Consider the following 12333-nt stretch of genomic DNA (forward strand, 5'->3'; position numbering starts at 1 on the left):
CCGTCTGGCTGGTCGACAACACCTCGCTCACCTTCGATCAGATCGCCGACTTCTGCGGGCTGCATCCGCTGGAGGTCAAGGGCATCGCCGACGGCGAAGTGGCGCGCGACATCCGCGGCGCCGACCCGATCGCCAACGGCCAGCTTTCGCGCGAGGAACTGGACAAGGCGCAGGGCGACGACCGCTATCGCATGAAGGTCCAGAAGAGCCGCCACGCCGAGCTGCTGAAGCCGGTGAAGAAGGCGCCGCGCTACACCCCGGTGTCGCGCCGCCAGGACCGCCCGGACGCCATCGCCTGGTTCATCCGCAACCACCCGGAAGTGGCCGACAGCCAGATCGCCCGCCTGCTGGGCACCACCAAGGCCACCATCGAGCAGGTGCGCAACCGCAGCCACTGGAACTCGCCCAACATCAAGCCGGTCGATCCGGTGACCCTGGGCCTGGCCACCCAGCTCGAACTCGACGCGGTGGTGAAGAAGGCGGCCGAGAAGAAGGCCAAGGACGACGCCAAGCGCGGGATCGTCGATGGCCCGACCCTGGAGCCGGCGTCGGAGACCGGCGCTTCGCCGGGCGATGACCACCACGAGGCCGAAGAGCCGCGCTTCCAGGACGAAGACGGCGACGAGGACTAAGGAGAAGGGGCGGTTTCCGCCCCTTTTTCATAGGCTGCGCCAGGAAGCGGCGCAGGTTGGGGAAAAGCGCAGCCGACCCTGTCGACCGCCTCCGGGGACCCAGTGGAAACGGTCGGCAGGGTCGCCTGGCGTCCGGCCCCGCCCTGACGGACGAGGAGGAGCCGTCCCTAGTGCGCTTGCGCGCCCAGGGCCTCGATCTCCTCCTTGAGCTTCAGCTTCTTGCGCTTCAACTCCTTCAACTTCATGGCGTCCGATGATGGTCTGCTCGCTTCCTCATGGATCATCCGCTCCAGGCTCTGGTGGCGGACGCCAAGTTCACGGATACGGGCTTCGACAGCCATGATGCGTCATCTCCTTGTCGAACGACGATGAGGACGAGTGAACACCCGCTGTTTCGACCTGTCAGATCACATATGCTTGCTCGCGGCCCCGCCCGGGCGGGGCTTGAAACCGTCAGTGGAGACACAATGGCATGAGCAACCCTGAGCGGGCGCGGCTGGTGGTCGGCGTGTCCGGGGCGAGCGGCGTCGCCTACGGTCTGCGCGTGCTCGACGCCTGCCGCGAGCTGGAGGTCGAGAGCCATCTGATATTCTCCAAGGCGGCCGCCCTGACCCTTTCGCAGGAAACGCGCCTCAGCCTTGCGGACGCCCAGGCCAAGGCCGACGTCGCCTATCGGGCCGGCGACATCGGGGCGGCGGTGGCCTCGGGATCGTTCCCGACGCTCGGCATGATCGTCGCGCCCTGCTCGGTGCGCACCATGAGCGAGATCGCCACCGGCGTGACCGCCTCGCTGCTGACCCGCGCGGCGGACGTCACCCTGAAGGAGCGCCGGCCGCTGGTGCTGATGGTGCGCGAGACGCCGCTGCATCTGGGCCACCTGCGGACCATGGTGCGGCTGGCGGAGATGGGGGCGGTGATCGCCCCGCCGCTGCCGGCCTTCTACGCCGGCCCGGCGAGCCTGGAGGACATGGTCGACCAGTCGGTAGGCCGGGCGCTGGACCTGTTCGGCCTTTCCTGGCGGCCGGTGAAGCGCTGGGGCCAGGATGTCGGGCCGATCGGCGGCGGAGGCGAAGCGTGAGCCTCTGGGCCTGGGCGCTGGAGGCCTATGCGCAGGAGGGGGTCGCCCAGGCTTGCCTGGCCTTGCAGGACGACCACGGCCAGAATGTCCCGTTGCTGCTCTGGGCGGTCTGGGCCGAGGGCGCGGACGCTGAAACCCTGGCGCGGGGGGCGAGCCTCGCCGCGGCCTTGGACGAACGAGCGATCAAGCCGCTGCGCGCGGCGCGGCGCGGCCTGAAGCCTGCGCTCGCAGGCGTGGACGACCGGGCGCGCGAAGCGCTGCGCGAGGACGTGAAGGCGGTGGAGCTGCAGGCCGAGCGGCTGCTGCTGGACGCGCTGGAGGGGCTCTGCGGCCCCCGAGCGGGCGGACTTCCCGCCCTGGCGGCGCTGCAAGCGGCTTCCCGCGCCTGGGGAGTTTCGGCGTCCGACGAGGCCCTGGCTCGCCTGGCGGGCGCGCTGAGCTAGGCCGCCTGCCTGCGCCGTGGCATAGAGGGGCCGGGCGGGTTTGAGTGATGAACGACGACGACAGGAACGATCCCGAGGCGCGGCTGGCCGCACGTCTCCATTCCCTGATTCAGGAGCACTCCGACCTGGGCGTCGCCGTCGAAGCGATCACCCAGGCGCCGGCGCCAAACATGCTGGTCATCGCCCGGCTGAAGCGCAAGAAGCTGGCCCTCAAGGACGAGATCCAGCGCCTGAAGGACCAGCAGACCCCCGACATCATCGCCTGACGCGCGGCAGGTTGGATGGAGTTTTCCTCCCAACCGCCATGTTGGATCGCGTATGGATTTGCACCGATTTTCCTTCTCCCCTTGCGGGAGAAGGTGGCAGGCGAAGCCTGACGGATGAGGGGGCTGAGGTCTTTCCGCGGCGGTAGCCCCGGCCGCCTTGGCGTTGGATGCGCTGCTCTCCCCCATTGCGCAGGGAGAGGGCTCGTACAGTTCACATCCTGGATGCGCCGCCTCACCCCATCTTGAAGGCGCAGAACTTGTTGCCGTCCAGGTCGCGGAAATAGGCGCCGTAGAAGGTCGGCATGCGCTTGCCGGGTTCGCCTTCGCAGGTCCCGCCGGCCGCCAGGGCCGCGGCGTGCACCTGGTCGACCACCTCGGGCGAGGGACAGGCGAGGGCGACCATCGCGCCGTTGCCGGGCGAAGCGGTCTGCTTGTCGTAGGGCTCGCACACGGCCAGGGCGCCGCCGCCCGGCGAGCCGTAGAACTGCATGCGTTCGGTGCCGAAGCTGCGCTTGGCGCCCAGCGGCGCCAGCACGGCGTCGAAGAAGGTCTTGGCCTTCTCCAGATCGTTCGAGCCGACGGTGGTGTAGCCGATCATGGTGTTTCCCCTTTTTCAGATCGTTGCGCGATCATAGCCGCATGACGCGCGCGTCAGGGAAGCGGTCTCAACGCGGCGGAACGATCCGCGCTCCACGCTTGCGCACGAACATCGCCGCGTCCGCCGCGGCGACCAGGGCTTCGGGCTCGGCGTCCGGCGTGATCTCGCGCACGCCGTAGGAGACATGCAGCGGGGCGGTCCATTCGCCGAAGCGGATGGGCGTCGCCTCGATGGCGCCGGCCAGCGCCTTGGCCTTGGCTTCCGCGGTGGCGAGGTCGGCCTGGACGAGGATCACCGCGAACTCGTCGCCGCCCATGCGTCCGACGATGTCGCTCTCGCGCAGATTGGCGGTCAGGCGTTCGGCGACCGCGCAGAGACAGGCGTCGCCGGCCGCGTGGCCGTAGCGGTCGTTGACCGCCTTGAAGCCGTCGAGGTCGAAATAGACCAGGCTGGCGGGCGAGCCGTAGCGCTGGGCGAAGGTGCGGATGCGCGACAGCTCGCGCATCAGGGCGCGGCGGTTGAGCAGCGGGGTCAGGGCGTCGCGGTCGGCCAGGCCCTCGACCTCGGCCAGCCGGGCCTTCAGGCGGCCGACCTCGCCGCGCAGGTCGTCGATCTCGGTCAGCAGGGTCTTGAGCGCCCCTTGCACCGTCGGCGTCAGGTCGGCTTCGGAGAGGCCGAGAAAGGCGGCGCTGTCGCCCGCCTGGACCTGGGCCGCCGTCGCCTGGGCTCCGGCATGGACCAGGGCGCGCTTGCGGATCGCCGAGAACGGTTCTGTACGCGCGCCCGTGATCTTCATAACGCCTTCCAGGGGCTGGAGAATCGGCCGGAACCTTGAGCTTGCAGAATCCTGAACGTCCTTGGTTGCGGGCGCAAGGCCGGCGCCTATACTCCCGCGCTTTCCGGCGAAGGGGTCTTTCGGGATGAGCGCAGGCAAGGCGCAGGTCGCCATCATCATGGGCAGCCGCTCGGACTGGCCGACCATGAAGGCCGCGGCCGACGTGCTGGAGAGCCTCGGCGTCGCCTACGAGGCCAAGGTGGTGTCGGCCCACCGCACGCCCGATCGCATGTACGCTTTCGCCAAGGGCGCCAAGGCGGCCGGCTTCAAGGTGATCATCGCCGGGGCCGGCGGCGCGGCGCACCTGCCGGGCATGACCGCCTCGCTGACCGAGCTGCCGGTGCTGGGCGTGCCGGTCGAGTCCAGGGCGCTGAAGGGCATGGATTCGCTGCTGTCGATCGTGCAGATGCCGGGCGGCATTCCGGTCGCGACCCTGGCCATCGGCGAGGCGGGCGCCAAGAACGCCGGCCTTCTCGCCGCCCAGATCCTGGCGTTGTCGGACGAGAGCCTGGCCCAGCGCCTGGCCGATCTGCGCGCCTCCGTCACGGCCGGCGTGGCCGAAACCGTCGAAGACTAGAGTATTCCCATGACCGCCTTTCCCCTGCCCCCCGGCTCGACGATCGGGATTCTCGGCGGGGGGCAGCTTGGCCGCATGCTGGCGCTGGCGGCCGGGAGGCTCGGCTTCGACGTCGCCGTCCTCGATCCCGAGGCGGGCGGCCCGGCCAGCCGCGTCAGCGCCTATGAAGTCGTCGGCGCCTATGACGATCCCGCCGCCCTGGCCGAACTGGCCAAGCTGGCCGATGTCGTCACCTTCGAATTCGAGAACGTCCCGGCCGCGGCGGTCGAGCATCTGACCAGGCTGGGCGTGCCGGTGGCGCCGGGCGCCCGCGCCCTGGCCGTCGCCCAGGATCGGGTCGAGGAAAAGACCTTCCTGAACGGGGCCGGGGTTCCGACCGTCGCCTTCGTCGCCGCCGACGACGCCGAGGCCGCGCGCGAGGCGGTGGCCGCCCTGGGCGCGCCCGCCCTGATGAAGACCCGGCGCGAGGGTTATGACGGCAAGGGCCAGAAGTGGGTCGAACACGCCGCTGAGGCGCCGGCCGCCTTCGAAGCGGTCGGCGGCAAGCCGGTGATCCTCGAAGCGCCCGCCGACTTCGTGCGCGAACTGTCGGTGATCGCCGCCCGCGGGCGCGACGGCGAGATCGCCGTCTATCCGATGGCCGAGAACCATCACGAGAAGGGGGTGCTGCGCCGCTCGTTCGCCCCCGCCGACGTCTCGGCCGAGACCGCCGCCCAGGCCGAGCGCATCGCCGCTCAAGTCCTTTCGGCGCTGGACTATATAGGGGTGATCGGCATCGAGCTCTTCGAGCTGAAGGGTGGGCGGCTGCTGGTCAACGAGATCGCCCCGCGGGTGCACAACACCGGCCACTGGACCATGGACGGCTGCGAGGTCGACCAGTTCGAACAGCAGATCCGCGCCGTCGCCGGTTGGCCGCTAGGGCCGACCCACGCCCATTCCCGGGTGGAGATGCTGAACCTGCTGGGCCAGGAAGCCGAGGCCTGGGCCAAGCTGGCCGGCGAGCCGGAGACCCGCATCCACCTCTACGGCAAGCGCGAGGCCACGCCCGGCCGCAAGATGGGCCACGTGAACCGGCTGCGGCCGTTATAGGGGTGCATAGATCCTCCCCTCTTTGGGGGAGGTGGATCGCGGCGGAGCCGCGAGACGGAGGGGTAAGCTGAGTTGAAAGTCCTCCTCAGTCAGCCATTCGGCTGACAGCTCCCCCAGAGGGTGAGCATCTTGAGAGGCAAGCCTTATCCCTCCGCAGGGATCGCCGAGAGGGCTTCTTCCAGTTCCAGGAAGCTGGGCTGCGCGCCCGAGGGCACGTTGCCGCGGCCGATCTCCACCGAGATCTGGGCGGCGTTGCCGTGCAGGTGGGCCACCAGCACCGACTGGATGATCTTGTAGAAGGAGCTCTCCTCCTCGACGATCTCCTTCAGCCGCGTGGCGATCGGGCCGACCAGGCCATAGGCCAGGAACACGCCGAGGAAGGTCCCGACCAGGGCGCCCCCGATCATGCCGCCCAGCACTTCCGGCGGCTCGGTGATCGAGCCCATGGTCTTGATGACCCCGAGGACGGCGGCGACGATGCCGAGCGCGGGCAGGGCGTCGGCCAGGTTCTGCAGCGCGCCGGGCGCGCCGAGCGCCTCGTGGTGATGCTTCTCGAGCTGCTTTTCCATCGCGTCCTCGACCTGGTGGGGGTCCTCCAGGTTCATGGTCATCATCCGTAGGGTGTCGCAGATGAAGTCGACGGCGAAGTGGTCCTTCATCACCTTGGGGAACCGCGAGAAGATCGTGCTCTCCTTCGGGTTCTCAATGTGGCTTTCCAGGGCGATGACGCCCTTGGACTTCATGGTCTTGGTCAGCAGGAACAGCAGCGAGAGCAGGTCGCGATAGTCGGCCGCCTTCCACTTCGGTCCGGCGAACACCTTGCCGAAGCCGGCCAGCGAGCTCTTGATCACCGGCACCGAGTTCGAGATCAGGAAGGCCGCCACGCCGGCGCCGCCGATGGCCATCATCTCGTGAGGCAGGGCGTGCATGATGACGCCCATATTGCCGCCGGAGATGATGTAGCTGCCGAACACCAGGCCGAACAGCAGCACGATGCCGATAATCTGGAACATAGGATAAAGGCGGTCCCCGCGGATTAGGCGGGCAGCATGGCGATTAATGCTTAATGCCGCGTGTGCGTCCTGCGGTGCGGTATGGGTTTGCGCATCGGCGCGGCGCGGATTAACAGCCTTCTCATGCCCAAGTTCGTCTCCGCGCCCGAGGGACTGCCCAAGGGGACCTTTGCGATCATCTTCGGCGTGTCCCTGGTTACGGCCATGGGCAATACCGGGATGATTTCCGTGCTGCCGGCCATCGGCCGGTCGATCGGCATTCCCGACCCGATGGTGGCGGCGATCTTCTCGCTTTCGGCGCTGCTGTGGGCGTTTTCGTCGCCGTTCTGGGCGAGGGCCTCGGACCGCTATGGCCGCAAGCCGCTGATGCTGATCGGGCTGTCGGGGTTCATGGCCTCGATGGTCGCCTGCGGCCTGGTGGTCAGCGCGGGCCTGCTGCACCTGGCCGCGCCGATGATCATCTTCGGGATGTTCCTGGTGGCGCGGGCGGTGTTCGGCCTGTTCGGCGCGGCCTCGAACCCGGCCACCCAGGCCTATATCGCCGAGCACACCCCGCCCGAGCAGCGCACCCAGTCGATGTCGGCCCTAGCCGGCGCCTTCGGCCTGGGCACGGTCATCGGCCCCTTCATCGCCCCGCTGTTCGTGCTGCATGGGCTGAAGGTCGATCTGGCCGGCCCGTTGTTCGGCTTCGCGGTGCTGGCCGGACTCATGCTGTTCGTGGTGTGGAAGTACCTGCCCGAAAGCAGCAAGATGCCGCAGCCGCACGTGACGGCCGAGGTGTCTCCAGGCGCCTCGGGTGCCGAGGCCAAGGTCAAGGAACGCCCGATGTGGCGCGACCCGCGCGTGACGCCGTTCCTGATCTACGGCTTCATCGTCGCCGTCTGTCAGACCGCCCAGGCCCAGACCCTGGGCTTCCTGATCATCGACAAGCTGAAGATCACCCCGATCGAGGCCCAGGGCTATATCGCCATCGCCATGATGTTCGGGGCGGTCGCCGGCCTGCTGGCCCAGTGGGGCATCATCCGCATGTTCGAGATGACGCCGCGCCAGTTGCTGCGCTGGGGCGTCGGGGTGGCGGCCATCGGCAACGTCATCGTCGCCCTGCAGCCGAGCTATGCAGCGGTGGTGGCCGGATACGCCATCTCCAGCCTGGGCTTCGGCTTGGCCCGCCCGGGCTTCACCGCCGGCTCGTCCCTGGCGGTCGACATGCACGAGCAGGCGCGGGTGGCCGGGGCCATCGCCGCGGTCAACGGCGTCAATGTCGTGCTGGCGCCGGCCTTCGTCTGGCTCTACGAGCGGGTGGCCCCCGCGCCGTTCATCCTCTGCGGCGGCATGATGACGCTGATGCTGGTCTACGCCTTCCGCAACCCGCAGCTCCGCAACGCCCATCCGCAGCCGGCCACCCGCGCCGACGCGGCCATGGCCACCCTGGAGAAGAGCGACGAGGACGGGGCCTGAGCCTCAGTTCGCGAGTGCGCCGGCCTCGACGTTCAGCCGCCGCACCATGTCCATCGAGAGATAGCCGTCGGCGATCAGGCCGCGGGCCTTCTGCCAGGCGCGAAGCGCCGTGCGGGTGTTGACCCCGACCACCCCGTCCGGCGCGCCGGGATCGAAGCCCAGCCGCGCCAGGGCCGTCTGCGCGCCGATCCGGTCCGAGATGGCCAGGGGCGTCTCCACCGGCCAGGCCCGCACCAGCGGCGCGCCGCCGGCGAACCGGTCGGCCAGCAGCCCGATCCCCAGGGCGTAGGCGGTGGAGTTGTTGTACTTGCGGATCGCGAAGTGGTTCGGGAACAGCAGGAACATCGGCCCTGCGGCGCCGGCCGGCGCCGACAGCATCGCGCCTGCGCCCTGCTCGGCGGCGCTCCAGGGGCGGCCGTCGGCGGCGCGCACCCCGCGCGCCTCCCACCAGGCGGGCGCCTCGCGCGGGCCTTCGGTGAGGCTGTAGTCGAAGCCGGGGGGCGCTGCGACCTCGCGCGCCCAGGCGCCGCCGCGGACCCAGCCGCCCTTGGCCAGCAGGTTGGCGGCCGAGGCCAGGGCGTCGTTCGGCGACCCCCAGATGTCGCGGCGGCCATCGCCGTCCCCGTCCACCGCCACGGTCAGGTAGTTCGAGGGCAGGAACTGGGTCTGGCCCATGGCGCCGGCCCAGGAGCCCTTGAGCTGGGCGCGCGTGGCTTCGCCCGAGGCGATGACCTTCAGCGTGGCGATCAGCTCGCCCTCGGCCCAGGCGCGGCGGCGGCCCTGATAGGCGAGGCTGGCCATCGAGCGGATGACGTCGAAGTCGCCCTGGATCGCGCCGAACGCGCTCTCCATGGCCCAGACGGCGATCAGGATGTCGCGCGGCACGCCGAACCGCTGCTCGACCGCCGGCCAGAAGGGCAGTTCGGCGCGATAGCGCCGGCCGCGCGCGATGCGGTCGTCGCTGATGACCCCTTTGATATAGTCGCCCACCGGCTTGGAAAATTCCGGCTGGGCCGAGTCCAGCCGCATGACCTTGGGGTTGGGCGTCAGGCCGGCCAGTTCGCGGTCGACCAGGGCGGGCGAAAGGCCTGCGGCCACGGCGCGGCTGCGGAAATCGGCGCGCCAGGCGTCGAAGCCCGCGTCGCCGGACGCCCCCGCCTCGGAGGCCGCCGGCTGGGCGGGGCCGGGCGGCGGCTGCGGCTCCGCCGGGCGGGGCCCCGCAGCGGAGGGGGTGGGCGGGGCCGGACCGGCGCAGCCGGCGAGCAGCAAGACAAGGAAGAGGCGACGGTCCATGACCTGGAGCCTAGCGGCGCCCGCCTGGGCCCTCAATCACAAGGGCGAGAGGCGCTTTGCAGGCCATCGGCCGTTGACTCTTCGAGGTCCGGCCCGTATACGCGCCGGCTCTTACAGACAACACCCCGGGCCCCGGCTCGGAGCCCGAGATAGGTCCATGAAGGTCAGAAGCTCGCTCAAGTCGCTCAAGACTCGCCACCGCGACTGCAAGCTCGTGCGTCGCAAGGGCGTCGTTTACGTCATCAACAAGACCGACCCGCGCTTCAAGGCCAAGCAAGGCTAAGGCGACGAGGATGGCCGCCAAGGCTGTCCTTTGGGACATCGGTAATGTGATCGTGCGCTGGAACCCGCGCACGCTCTACCAGGCGTTCTTCGAGGAACCGGCCGAATGCGACCGGTTCCTTTCTCATGTCTGCACCATGCAATGGCACGTCGCCCACGACCTCGGCGTGAGCTTCGCGGACAACCGCGCGCCGCTGCTCGAACGCTTCCCGGAATACGCCGAGGCCATCCATGCCTGGGAAACCCGGTGGTGGGACATGTTCTCCGGACCGATTCCCGAGACCGAGGCGGCCATCGAGGCGCTGCACGCGGCCGGCGTGCCGCAGTACGGCGTGACCAACATGTCCCACGAGACCTTCCCGGGGACCATCGCCCTGAGCCCGGCCTTCGCGCGGCTGCGGGACTATGTGGTCTCGGCCCATATCGGACTGATGAAACCCGATCCGGCGTTCTACGCCCATGCCTGCGAGACGTTCGGCCTGGCGCCCGGCGAGGTGCTCTTCATCGACGATTCGGCCGCGAACATCGAAGGCGCCCGTCGCTTCGGTTTCGATGCGCACCACTTCACCGACCCCGCCGCCCTGCGCCCAGCCCTGGAGGCGCGGGGATTGCTTCGGGTGTGAATTATTCATACCTTTGAGCGTGCGAGGTGCACCGATGTCGACCTTGGAAAAACGCACGATCAGTCTGCCGGGCGAGCAGGCGGCATATATCGACGCCAAGGTCGCCGCTGGCGACTACGCCTCCGTCAGCGAAGTGGTTCGCGCCGGCCTCAGAGCGCTGAAGGAACGAGACGAGGCGGTCGAACGCTGGCTTCGCGACGAGGTGGCGCCGACGTTCGACGCCCTGACGGCTGATCCGTCGCGCGCCATGAATGGAACCGAGATCGCCGCGCGATTGAAGGCGCATCATACGAAGCGGCTGCAGGACCGTCGGTGATCCGGCGGCTGGTTGTTTACGCCCCCGAGGCGTTGGACGATCTGACCTCGCTCTACGACTGGATCGAAGACCAGACCTCGCCAGGGACGGCCTTCTCCTATGTGGAGCGTCTACAAGCCTATCTTGAGAGCTTTGATCTCGCCGCTGAGCGAGGGACGCGCCGTGATGACATTCGGCCCGGCCTTCGGATCGTTGGCTTCGAGCGGCGCGTCACGATCGCCTTTGCGGTGGACGAAACCCGCGTCCTCATCCTGAGGCTCTTCTACGGTGGGGTGAACTGGACCGAGACCATCTGATCAACCGTTCCTGACGAACTCCAGGAACTCCTGGCGGGTGCGTGGGTCGTCGCGCAGGACGCCGGTCAGGTGGCTGGTGGTCAGGCGCGAGCCGGGCGTGTTCACCCCGCGCATGGTCATGCAGCTATGTTCGGAGACGATCACCACGCCGACGCCGCGCGGTTCCAGGATGTCGTGGATCGCCTCGGCGATCTCGGAGGTCAGCTTCTCCTGGATCTGCAGCCGGCGGGCGAAGCCGTTGACCACCCGCGCCAGCTTGGAGATGCCGACCACCCGGCGGTCGGGCAGGTAGCCGACATGGGCCTTGCCGATGAACGGCAGCATGTGGTGCTCGCAGAAGCTGACCACCCGGATGTCGCGCAGCACGACCAGTTCGTCATAGCCGCCCACCTCCTCGAAGGTGCGCTCCAGGTATTCCCGCGGATCGGCGTCGTAGCCGGCGAACAGTTCCCTGTAGGCGCGCGCCACGCGGGCGGGGGTGTCGAGCAGGCCCTCGCGGCCTGGATCGTCGCCCGCCCATTCGATCAGGGTGCGGACGGCGGCTTCGGCTTCGCTCTGGGTCGGAGGGCGCTTGGGATCGGGCATGGGGAAACTCCGCGTCGATCCGTCTCAACGGCCGATCATGGCGAAGGTTCAGCGGGCGAAGGTTCAGCAGGGCGGATGACACGGGCCGGCCGCGCCGCTAGGTTCCGCCGCCTTTCCGCCAACCCGAAGCTGTGAGACGCTTAAGCCCATGTCCGACGACAATCCCCACGGCGACATCCTGAACCAGGCCGCCCAGGGCCAGCTCAAGAGCATCATCGAACGCATCGAGCGCCTCGAGCAGGAGAAGTCGGAGATCGCCGAGCAGATCAAGGAAGTCTTCGCCGAGGCCAAGGGCAACGGCTTCGACGTCAAGGTGCTGCGCAAGGTGGTCCGCATCCGCAAGCAGGACCGCGCCAAGCGGCTGGAGGAAGAGGCGATTCTCGACCTCTATCTCTCGGCCATCGGAGAGATTTGAAGCGCGCCCCGCCAGATCGGAAGGCGCAGGCCAAGCGGGCGGCGCTGAACGCCTTGAAGCGCGTCCGCCGCCAGGCCGAGCGCGCCGAGGTGAAGCTGTCCGACTGGGAGGGCGAGTTCCTCGGATCGGTCGAGGACCGGGTGAAGACCTACGGCCGCGCCTTCGGCGATCCCGAAAAGGGCGCGGCCGGCGAGGCGCTGTCGCTCATGCAAGCCGTGAAGCTCAAGGAGATCGCCGCCAAGGCCAAGGGCGAGAAAAAGCCCTTCCGGCGGCGGCCGAAATCCTACGCCGAGGACTAATTCCTCCAACCATGTCATCCCGGTTTGCGCAGCAAGACCGGGACCCATTCGCGCCCTCCAAGCAGAATGAGGCGAGGCTTCGCCACGGCCTGATCCATCAGGTGTTCATGGGTCCCGGACAGCCGCTGCGCGGCTTCCGGGATTGTCTGTTTGAAGTGATGCAGTGTTGTGGAGCCGGAAGCAGGTCCGGGGTGGCCACCCCGGACCTGCGCCCGTCGCTGCGACCGTACCGGGA

20 protein-coding genes are annotated in these 12333 nt (G+C 68.7%); 13 read left to right on the forward strand and 7 right to left on the reverse strand.

Annotated features, from left to right (window positions below):
* Window positions 1-632: cell cycle transcriptional regulator TrcR (locus tag ACE3TL_RS14425; RefSeq protein ID WP_374579376.1), on the forward strand; the 632-nt coding region annotated here is incomplete at its 5' end.
* Window positions 633-799: 167 nt separating this feature from the next.
* Here the strand turns inward: ACE3TL_RS14425 and ACE3TL_RS14430 are convergent.
* Entirely contained in the window at window positions 800-973 is a 174-nt protein-coding gene (locus ACE3TL_RS14430; RefSeq protein ID WP_374534167.1) for a DUF465 domain-containing protein, read from the reverse strand.
* A gap of 131 nt (window positions 974-1104) precedes the next feature.
* On the opposite strand from ACE3TL_RS14430, the gene ACE3TL_RS14435 reads away from it, so the two are divergent.
* The 3 genes from ACE3TL_RS14435 to ACE3TL_RS14445 are packed head-to-tail and all read left to right on the forward strand — an operon-like array spanning window position 1105 to window position 2419.
* The gene (locus ACE3TL_RS14435; RefSeq protein ID WP_374579377.1) at window positions 1105-1710 is read left to right on the forward strand and encodes a UbiX family flavin prenyltransferase; all 606 of its coding nucleotides are present in this window, start codon (window positions 1105-1107) and stop codon (window positions 1708-1710) included.
* On the forward strand, window positions 1707-2153 hold the full coding sequence (locus ACE3TL_RS14440; protein WP_374579378.1) for a TIGR02444 family protein: 447 nt from the start codon (window positions 1707-1709) through the stop codon (window positions 2151-2153). The genes ACE3TL_RS14435 and ACE3TL_RS14440 overlap by 4 nt, the downstream gene beginning before the upstream one ends.
* Window positions 2154-2200: 47 nt before the next feature.
* Window positions 2201-2419 (forward strand): YdcH family protein, encoded by a 219-nt coding sequence (locus tag ACE3TL_RS14445; RefSeq protein ID WP_374579379.1) that lies wholly within the window; start codon window positions 2201-2203, stop codon window positions 2417-2419.
* A 232-nt stretch (window positions 2420-2651) separates the two neighbouring features.
* On the opposite strand, the gene ACE3TL_RS14450 is transcribed toward ACE3TL_RS14445, so the two are convergent.
* Window positions 2652-3017, reverse strand: a complete 366-nt coding sequence (locus ACE3TL_RS14450) for a VOC family protein (protein ID WP_374579380.1) — start codon at window positions 3015-3017, stop codon at window positions 2652-2654.
* 67 nt (window positions 3018-3084) lie between these two features.
* A complete protein-coding gene (locus tag ACE3TL_RS14455) occupies window positions 3085-3813 on the reverse strand; it encodes a GGDEF domain-containing protein (protein WP_374579381.1) in 729 nt (242 codons plus the stop codon).
* Window positions 3814-3937: 124 nt separating this feature from the next.
* On the opposite strand from ACE3TL_RS14455, the gene purE reads away from it, so the two are divergent.
* Together purE and ACE3TL_RS14465 are read left to right on the forward strand one after the other, a co-directional pair.
* A complete protein-coding gene (gene purE / locus ACE3TL_RS14460; protein ID WP_374579382.1) occupies window positions 3938-4429 on the forward strand; it encodes a 5-(carboxyamino)imidazole ribonucleotide mutase in 492 nt (163 codons plus the stop codon).
* A 9-nt stretch (window positions 4430-4438) separates the two neighbouring features.
* Window positions 4439-5518 (forward strand): 5-(carboxyamino)imidazole ribonucleotide synthase, encoded by a 1080-nt coding sequence (locus tag ACE3TL_RS14465; RefSeq protein ID WP_374579383.1) that lies wholly within the window; start codon window positions 4439-4441, stop codon window positions 5516-5518.
* A gap of 143 nt (window positions 5519-5661) precedes the next feature.
* Here ACE3TL_RS14465 and motA read toward each other — a convergent pair whose 3' ends face one another.
* On the reverse strand, window positions 5662-6531 hold the full coding sequence (gene motA / locus ACE3TL_RS14470) for a flagellar motor stator protein MotA (RefSeq protein WP_374579384.1): 870 nt from the start codon (window positions 6529-6531) through the stop codon (window positions 5662-5664).
* A gap of 123 nt (window positions 6532-6654) precedes the next feature.
* On the opposite strand from motA, the gene ACE3TL_RS14475 reads away from it, so the two are divergent.
* Entirely contained in the window at window positions 6655-7989 is a 1335-nt protein-coding gene (locus ACE3TL_RS14475) for an MFS transporter (RefSeq protein ID WP_374579385.1), read from the forward strand.
* A gap of 3 nt (window positions 7990-7992) precedes the next feature.
* Here the strand turns inward: ACE3TL_RS14475 and ACE3TL_RS14480 are convergent, their stop codons facing one another.
* Complete coding sequence (locus tag ACE3TL_RS14480; RefSeq protein WP_374579386.1) at window positions 7993-9282, reverse strand: lytic murein transglycosylase; 1290 nt, start codon at window positions 9280-9282, stop codon at window positions 7993-7995.
* A 157-nt stretch (window positions 9283-9439) separates the two neighbouring features.
* Here ACE3TL_RS14480 and ykgO point away from each other — a divergent pair, with 157 nt between their 5' ends.
* The 4 genes from ykgO to ACE3TL_RS14500 are packed head-to-tail and all read left to right on the forward strand — an operon-like array spanning window position 9440 to window position 10799.
* Window positions 9440-9565, forward strand: a complete 126-nt coding sequence (ykgO, locus tag ACE3TL_RS14485) for a type B 50S ribosomal protein L36 (protein ID WP_056023006.1) — start codon at window positions 9440-9442, stop codon at window positions 9563-9565.
* A 10-nt stretch (window positions 9566-9575) separates the two neighbouring features.
* A complete protein-coding gene (locus tag ACE3TL_RS14490) occupies window positions 9576-10187 on the forward strand; it encodes an HAD family hydrolase (RefSeq protein ID WP_374579387.1) in 612 nt (203 codons plus the stop codon).
* 34 nt (window positions 10188-10221) lie between these two features.
* Complete coding sequence (locus ACE3TL_RS14495; RefSeq protein ID WP_374579388.1) at window positions 10222-10503, forward strand: type II toxin-antitoxin system ParD family antitoxin; 282 nt, start codon at window positions 10222-10224, stop codon at window positions 10501-10503.
* Window positions 10500-10799 (forward strand): type II toxin-antitoxin system RelE/ParE family toxin, encoded by a 300-nt coding sequence (locus ACE3TL_RS14500; protein WP_374579389.1) that lies wholly within the window; start codon window positions 10500-10502, stop codon window positions 10797-10799. Before ACE3TL_RS14495 ends, ACE3TL_RS14500 begins: the two co-directional genes overlap by 4 nt.
* On the opposite strand, the gene folE is transcribed toward ACE3TL_RS14500, so the two are convergent.
* Complete coding sequence (folE, locus tag ACE3TL_RS14505) at window positions 10800-11384, reverse strand: GTP cyclohydrolase I FolE (RefSeq protein ID WP_374579390.1); 585 nt, start codon at window positions 11382-11384, stop codon at window positions 10800-10802.
* Window positions 11385-11532: 148 nt separating this feature from the next.
* On the opposite strand from folE, the gene ACE3TL_RS14510 reads away from it, so the two are divergent.
* Complete coding sequence (locus ACE3TL_RS14510; protein WP_374579391.1) at window positions 11533-11799, forward strand: DUF2312 domain-containing protein; 267 nt, start codon at window positions 11533-11535, stop codon at window positions 11797-11799.
* Window positions 11796-12098, forward strand: a complete 303-nt coding sequence (locus ACE3TL_RS14515; protein WP_374579392.1) for a hypothetical protein — start codon at window positions 11796-11798, stop codon at window positions 12096-12098. The genes ACE3TL_RS14510 and ACE3TL_RS14515 overlap by 4 nt, the downstream gene beginning before the upstream one ends.
* Window positions 12099-12112: 14 nt before the next feature.
* On the opposite strand, the gene ACE3TL_RS14520 is transcribed toward ACE3TL_RS14515, so the two are convergent.
* The coding region (locus ACE3TL_RS14520) for a hypothetical protein (RefSeq protein ID WP_374579393.1) at window positions 12113-12333 on the reverse strand (221 nt) is incomplete at its 5' end.

This window comes from Phenylobacterium sp. (assembly GCF_041920015.1).
Classification (GTDB): Bacteria; Pseudomonadota; Alphaproteobacteria; order Caulobacterales; family Caulobacteraceae; genus Phenylobacterium.

Bases quoted from the DNA above. Each gene is read 5' to 3' on its own strand.
- purE (WP_374579382.1), top strand. From the start codon at position 3,938: ATGAGCGCAGGCAAGGCGCAGGTCGCCATCATCATGGGCAGCCGCTCG.
- ACE3TL_RS14510 (WP_374579391.1), top strand. From the start codon at position 11,533: ATGTCCGACGACAATCCCCACGGCGACATCCTGAACCAGGCCGCCCAG.
- ykgO (WP_056023006.1), top strand. From the start codon at position 9,440: ATGAAGGTCAGAAGCTCGCTCAAGTCGCTCAAGACTCGCCACCGCGAC.
- ACE3TL_RS14490 (WP_374579387.1), top strand. From the start codon at position 9,576: ATGGCCGCCAAGGCTGTCCTTTGGGACATCGGTAATGTGATCGTGCGC.
- ACE3TL_RS14435 (WP_374579377.1), top strand. From the start codon at position 1,105: ATGAGCAACCCTGAGCGGGCGCGGCTGGTGGTCGGCGTGTCCGGGGCG.
- ACE3TL_RS14445 (WP_374579379.1), top strand. From the start codon at position 2,201: ATGAACGACGACGACAGGAACGATCCCGAGGCGCGGCTGGCCGCACGT.
- folE (WP_374579390.1), bottom strand. From the start codon at position 11,384: ATGCCCGATCCCAAGCGCCCTCCGACCCAGAGCGAAGCCGAAGCCGCC.
- ACE3TL_RS14480 (WP_374579386.1), bottom strand. From the start codon at position 9,282: ATGGACCGTCGCCTCTTCCTTGTCTTGCTGCTCGCCGGCTGCGCCGGT.
- motA (WP_374579384.1), bottom strand. From the start codon at position 6,531: ATGTTCCAGATTATCGGCATCGTGCTGCTGTTCGGCCTGGTGTTCGGC.
- ACE3TL_RS14450 (WP_374579380.1), bottom strand. From the start codon at position 3,017: ATGATCGGCTACACCACCGTCGGCTCGAACGATCTGGAGAAGGCCAAG.
- ACE3TL_RS14475 (WP_374579385.1), top strand. From the start codon at position 6,655: ATGCCCAAGTTCGTCTCCGCGCCCGAGGGACTGCCCAAGGGGACCTTT.
- ACE3TL_RS14495 (WP_374579388.1), top strand. From the start codon at position 10,222: ATGTCGACCTTGGAAAAACGCACGATCAGTCTGCCGGGCGAGCAGGCG.
- ACE3TL_RS14455 (WP_374579381.1), bottom strand. From the start codon at position 3,813: ATGAAGATCACGGGCGCGCGTACAGAACCGTTCTCGGCGATCCGCAAG.
- ACE3TL_RS14430 (WP_374534167.1), bottom strand. From the start codon at position 973: ATGGCTGTCGAAGCCCGTATCCGTGAACTTGGCGTCCGCCACCAGAGC.
- ACE3TL_RS14465 (WP_374579383.1), top strand. From the start codon at position 4,439: ATGACCGCCTTTCCCCTGCCCCCCGGCTCGACGATCGGGATTCTCGGC.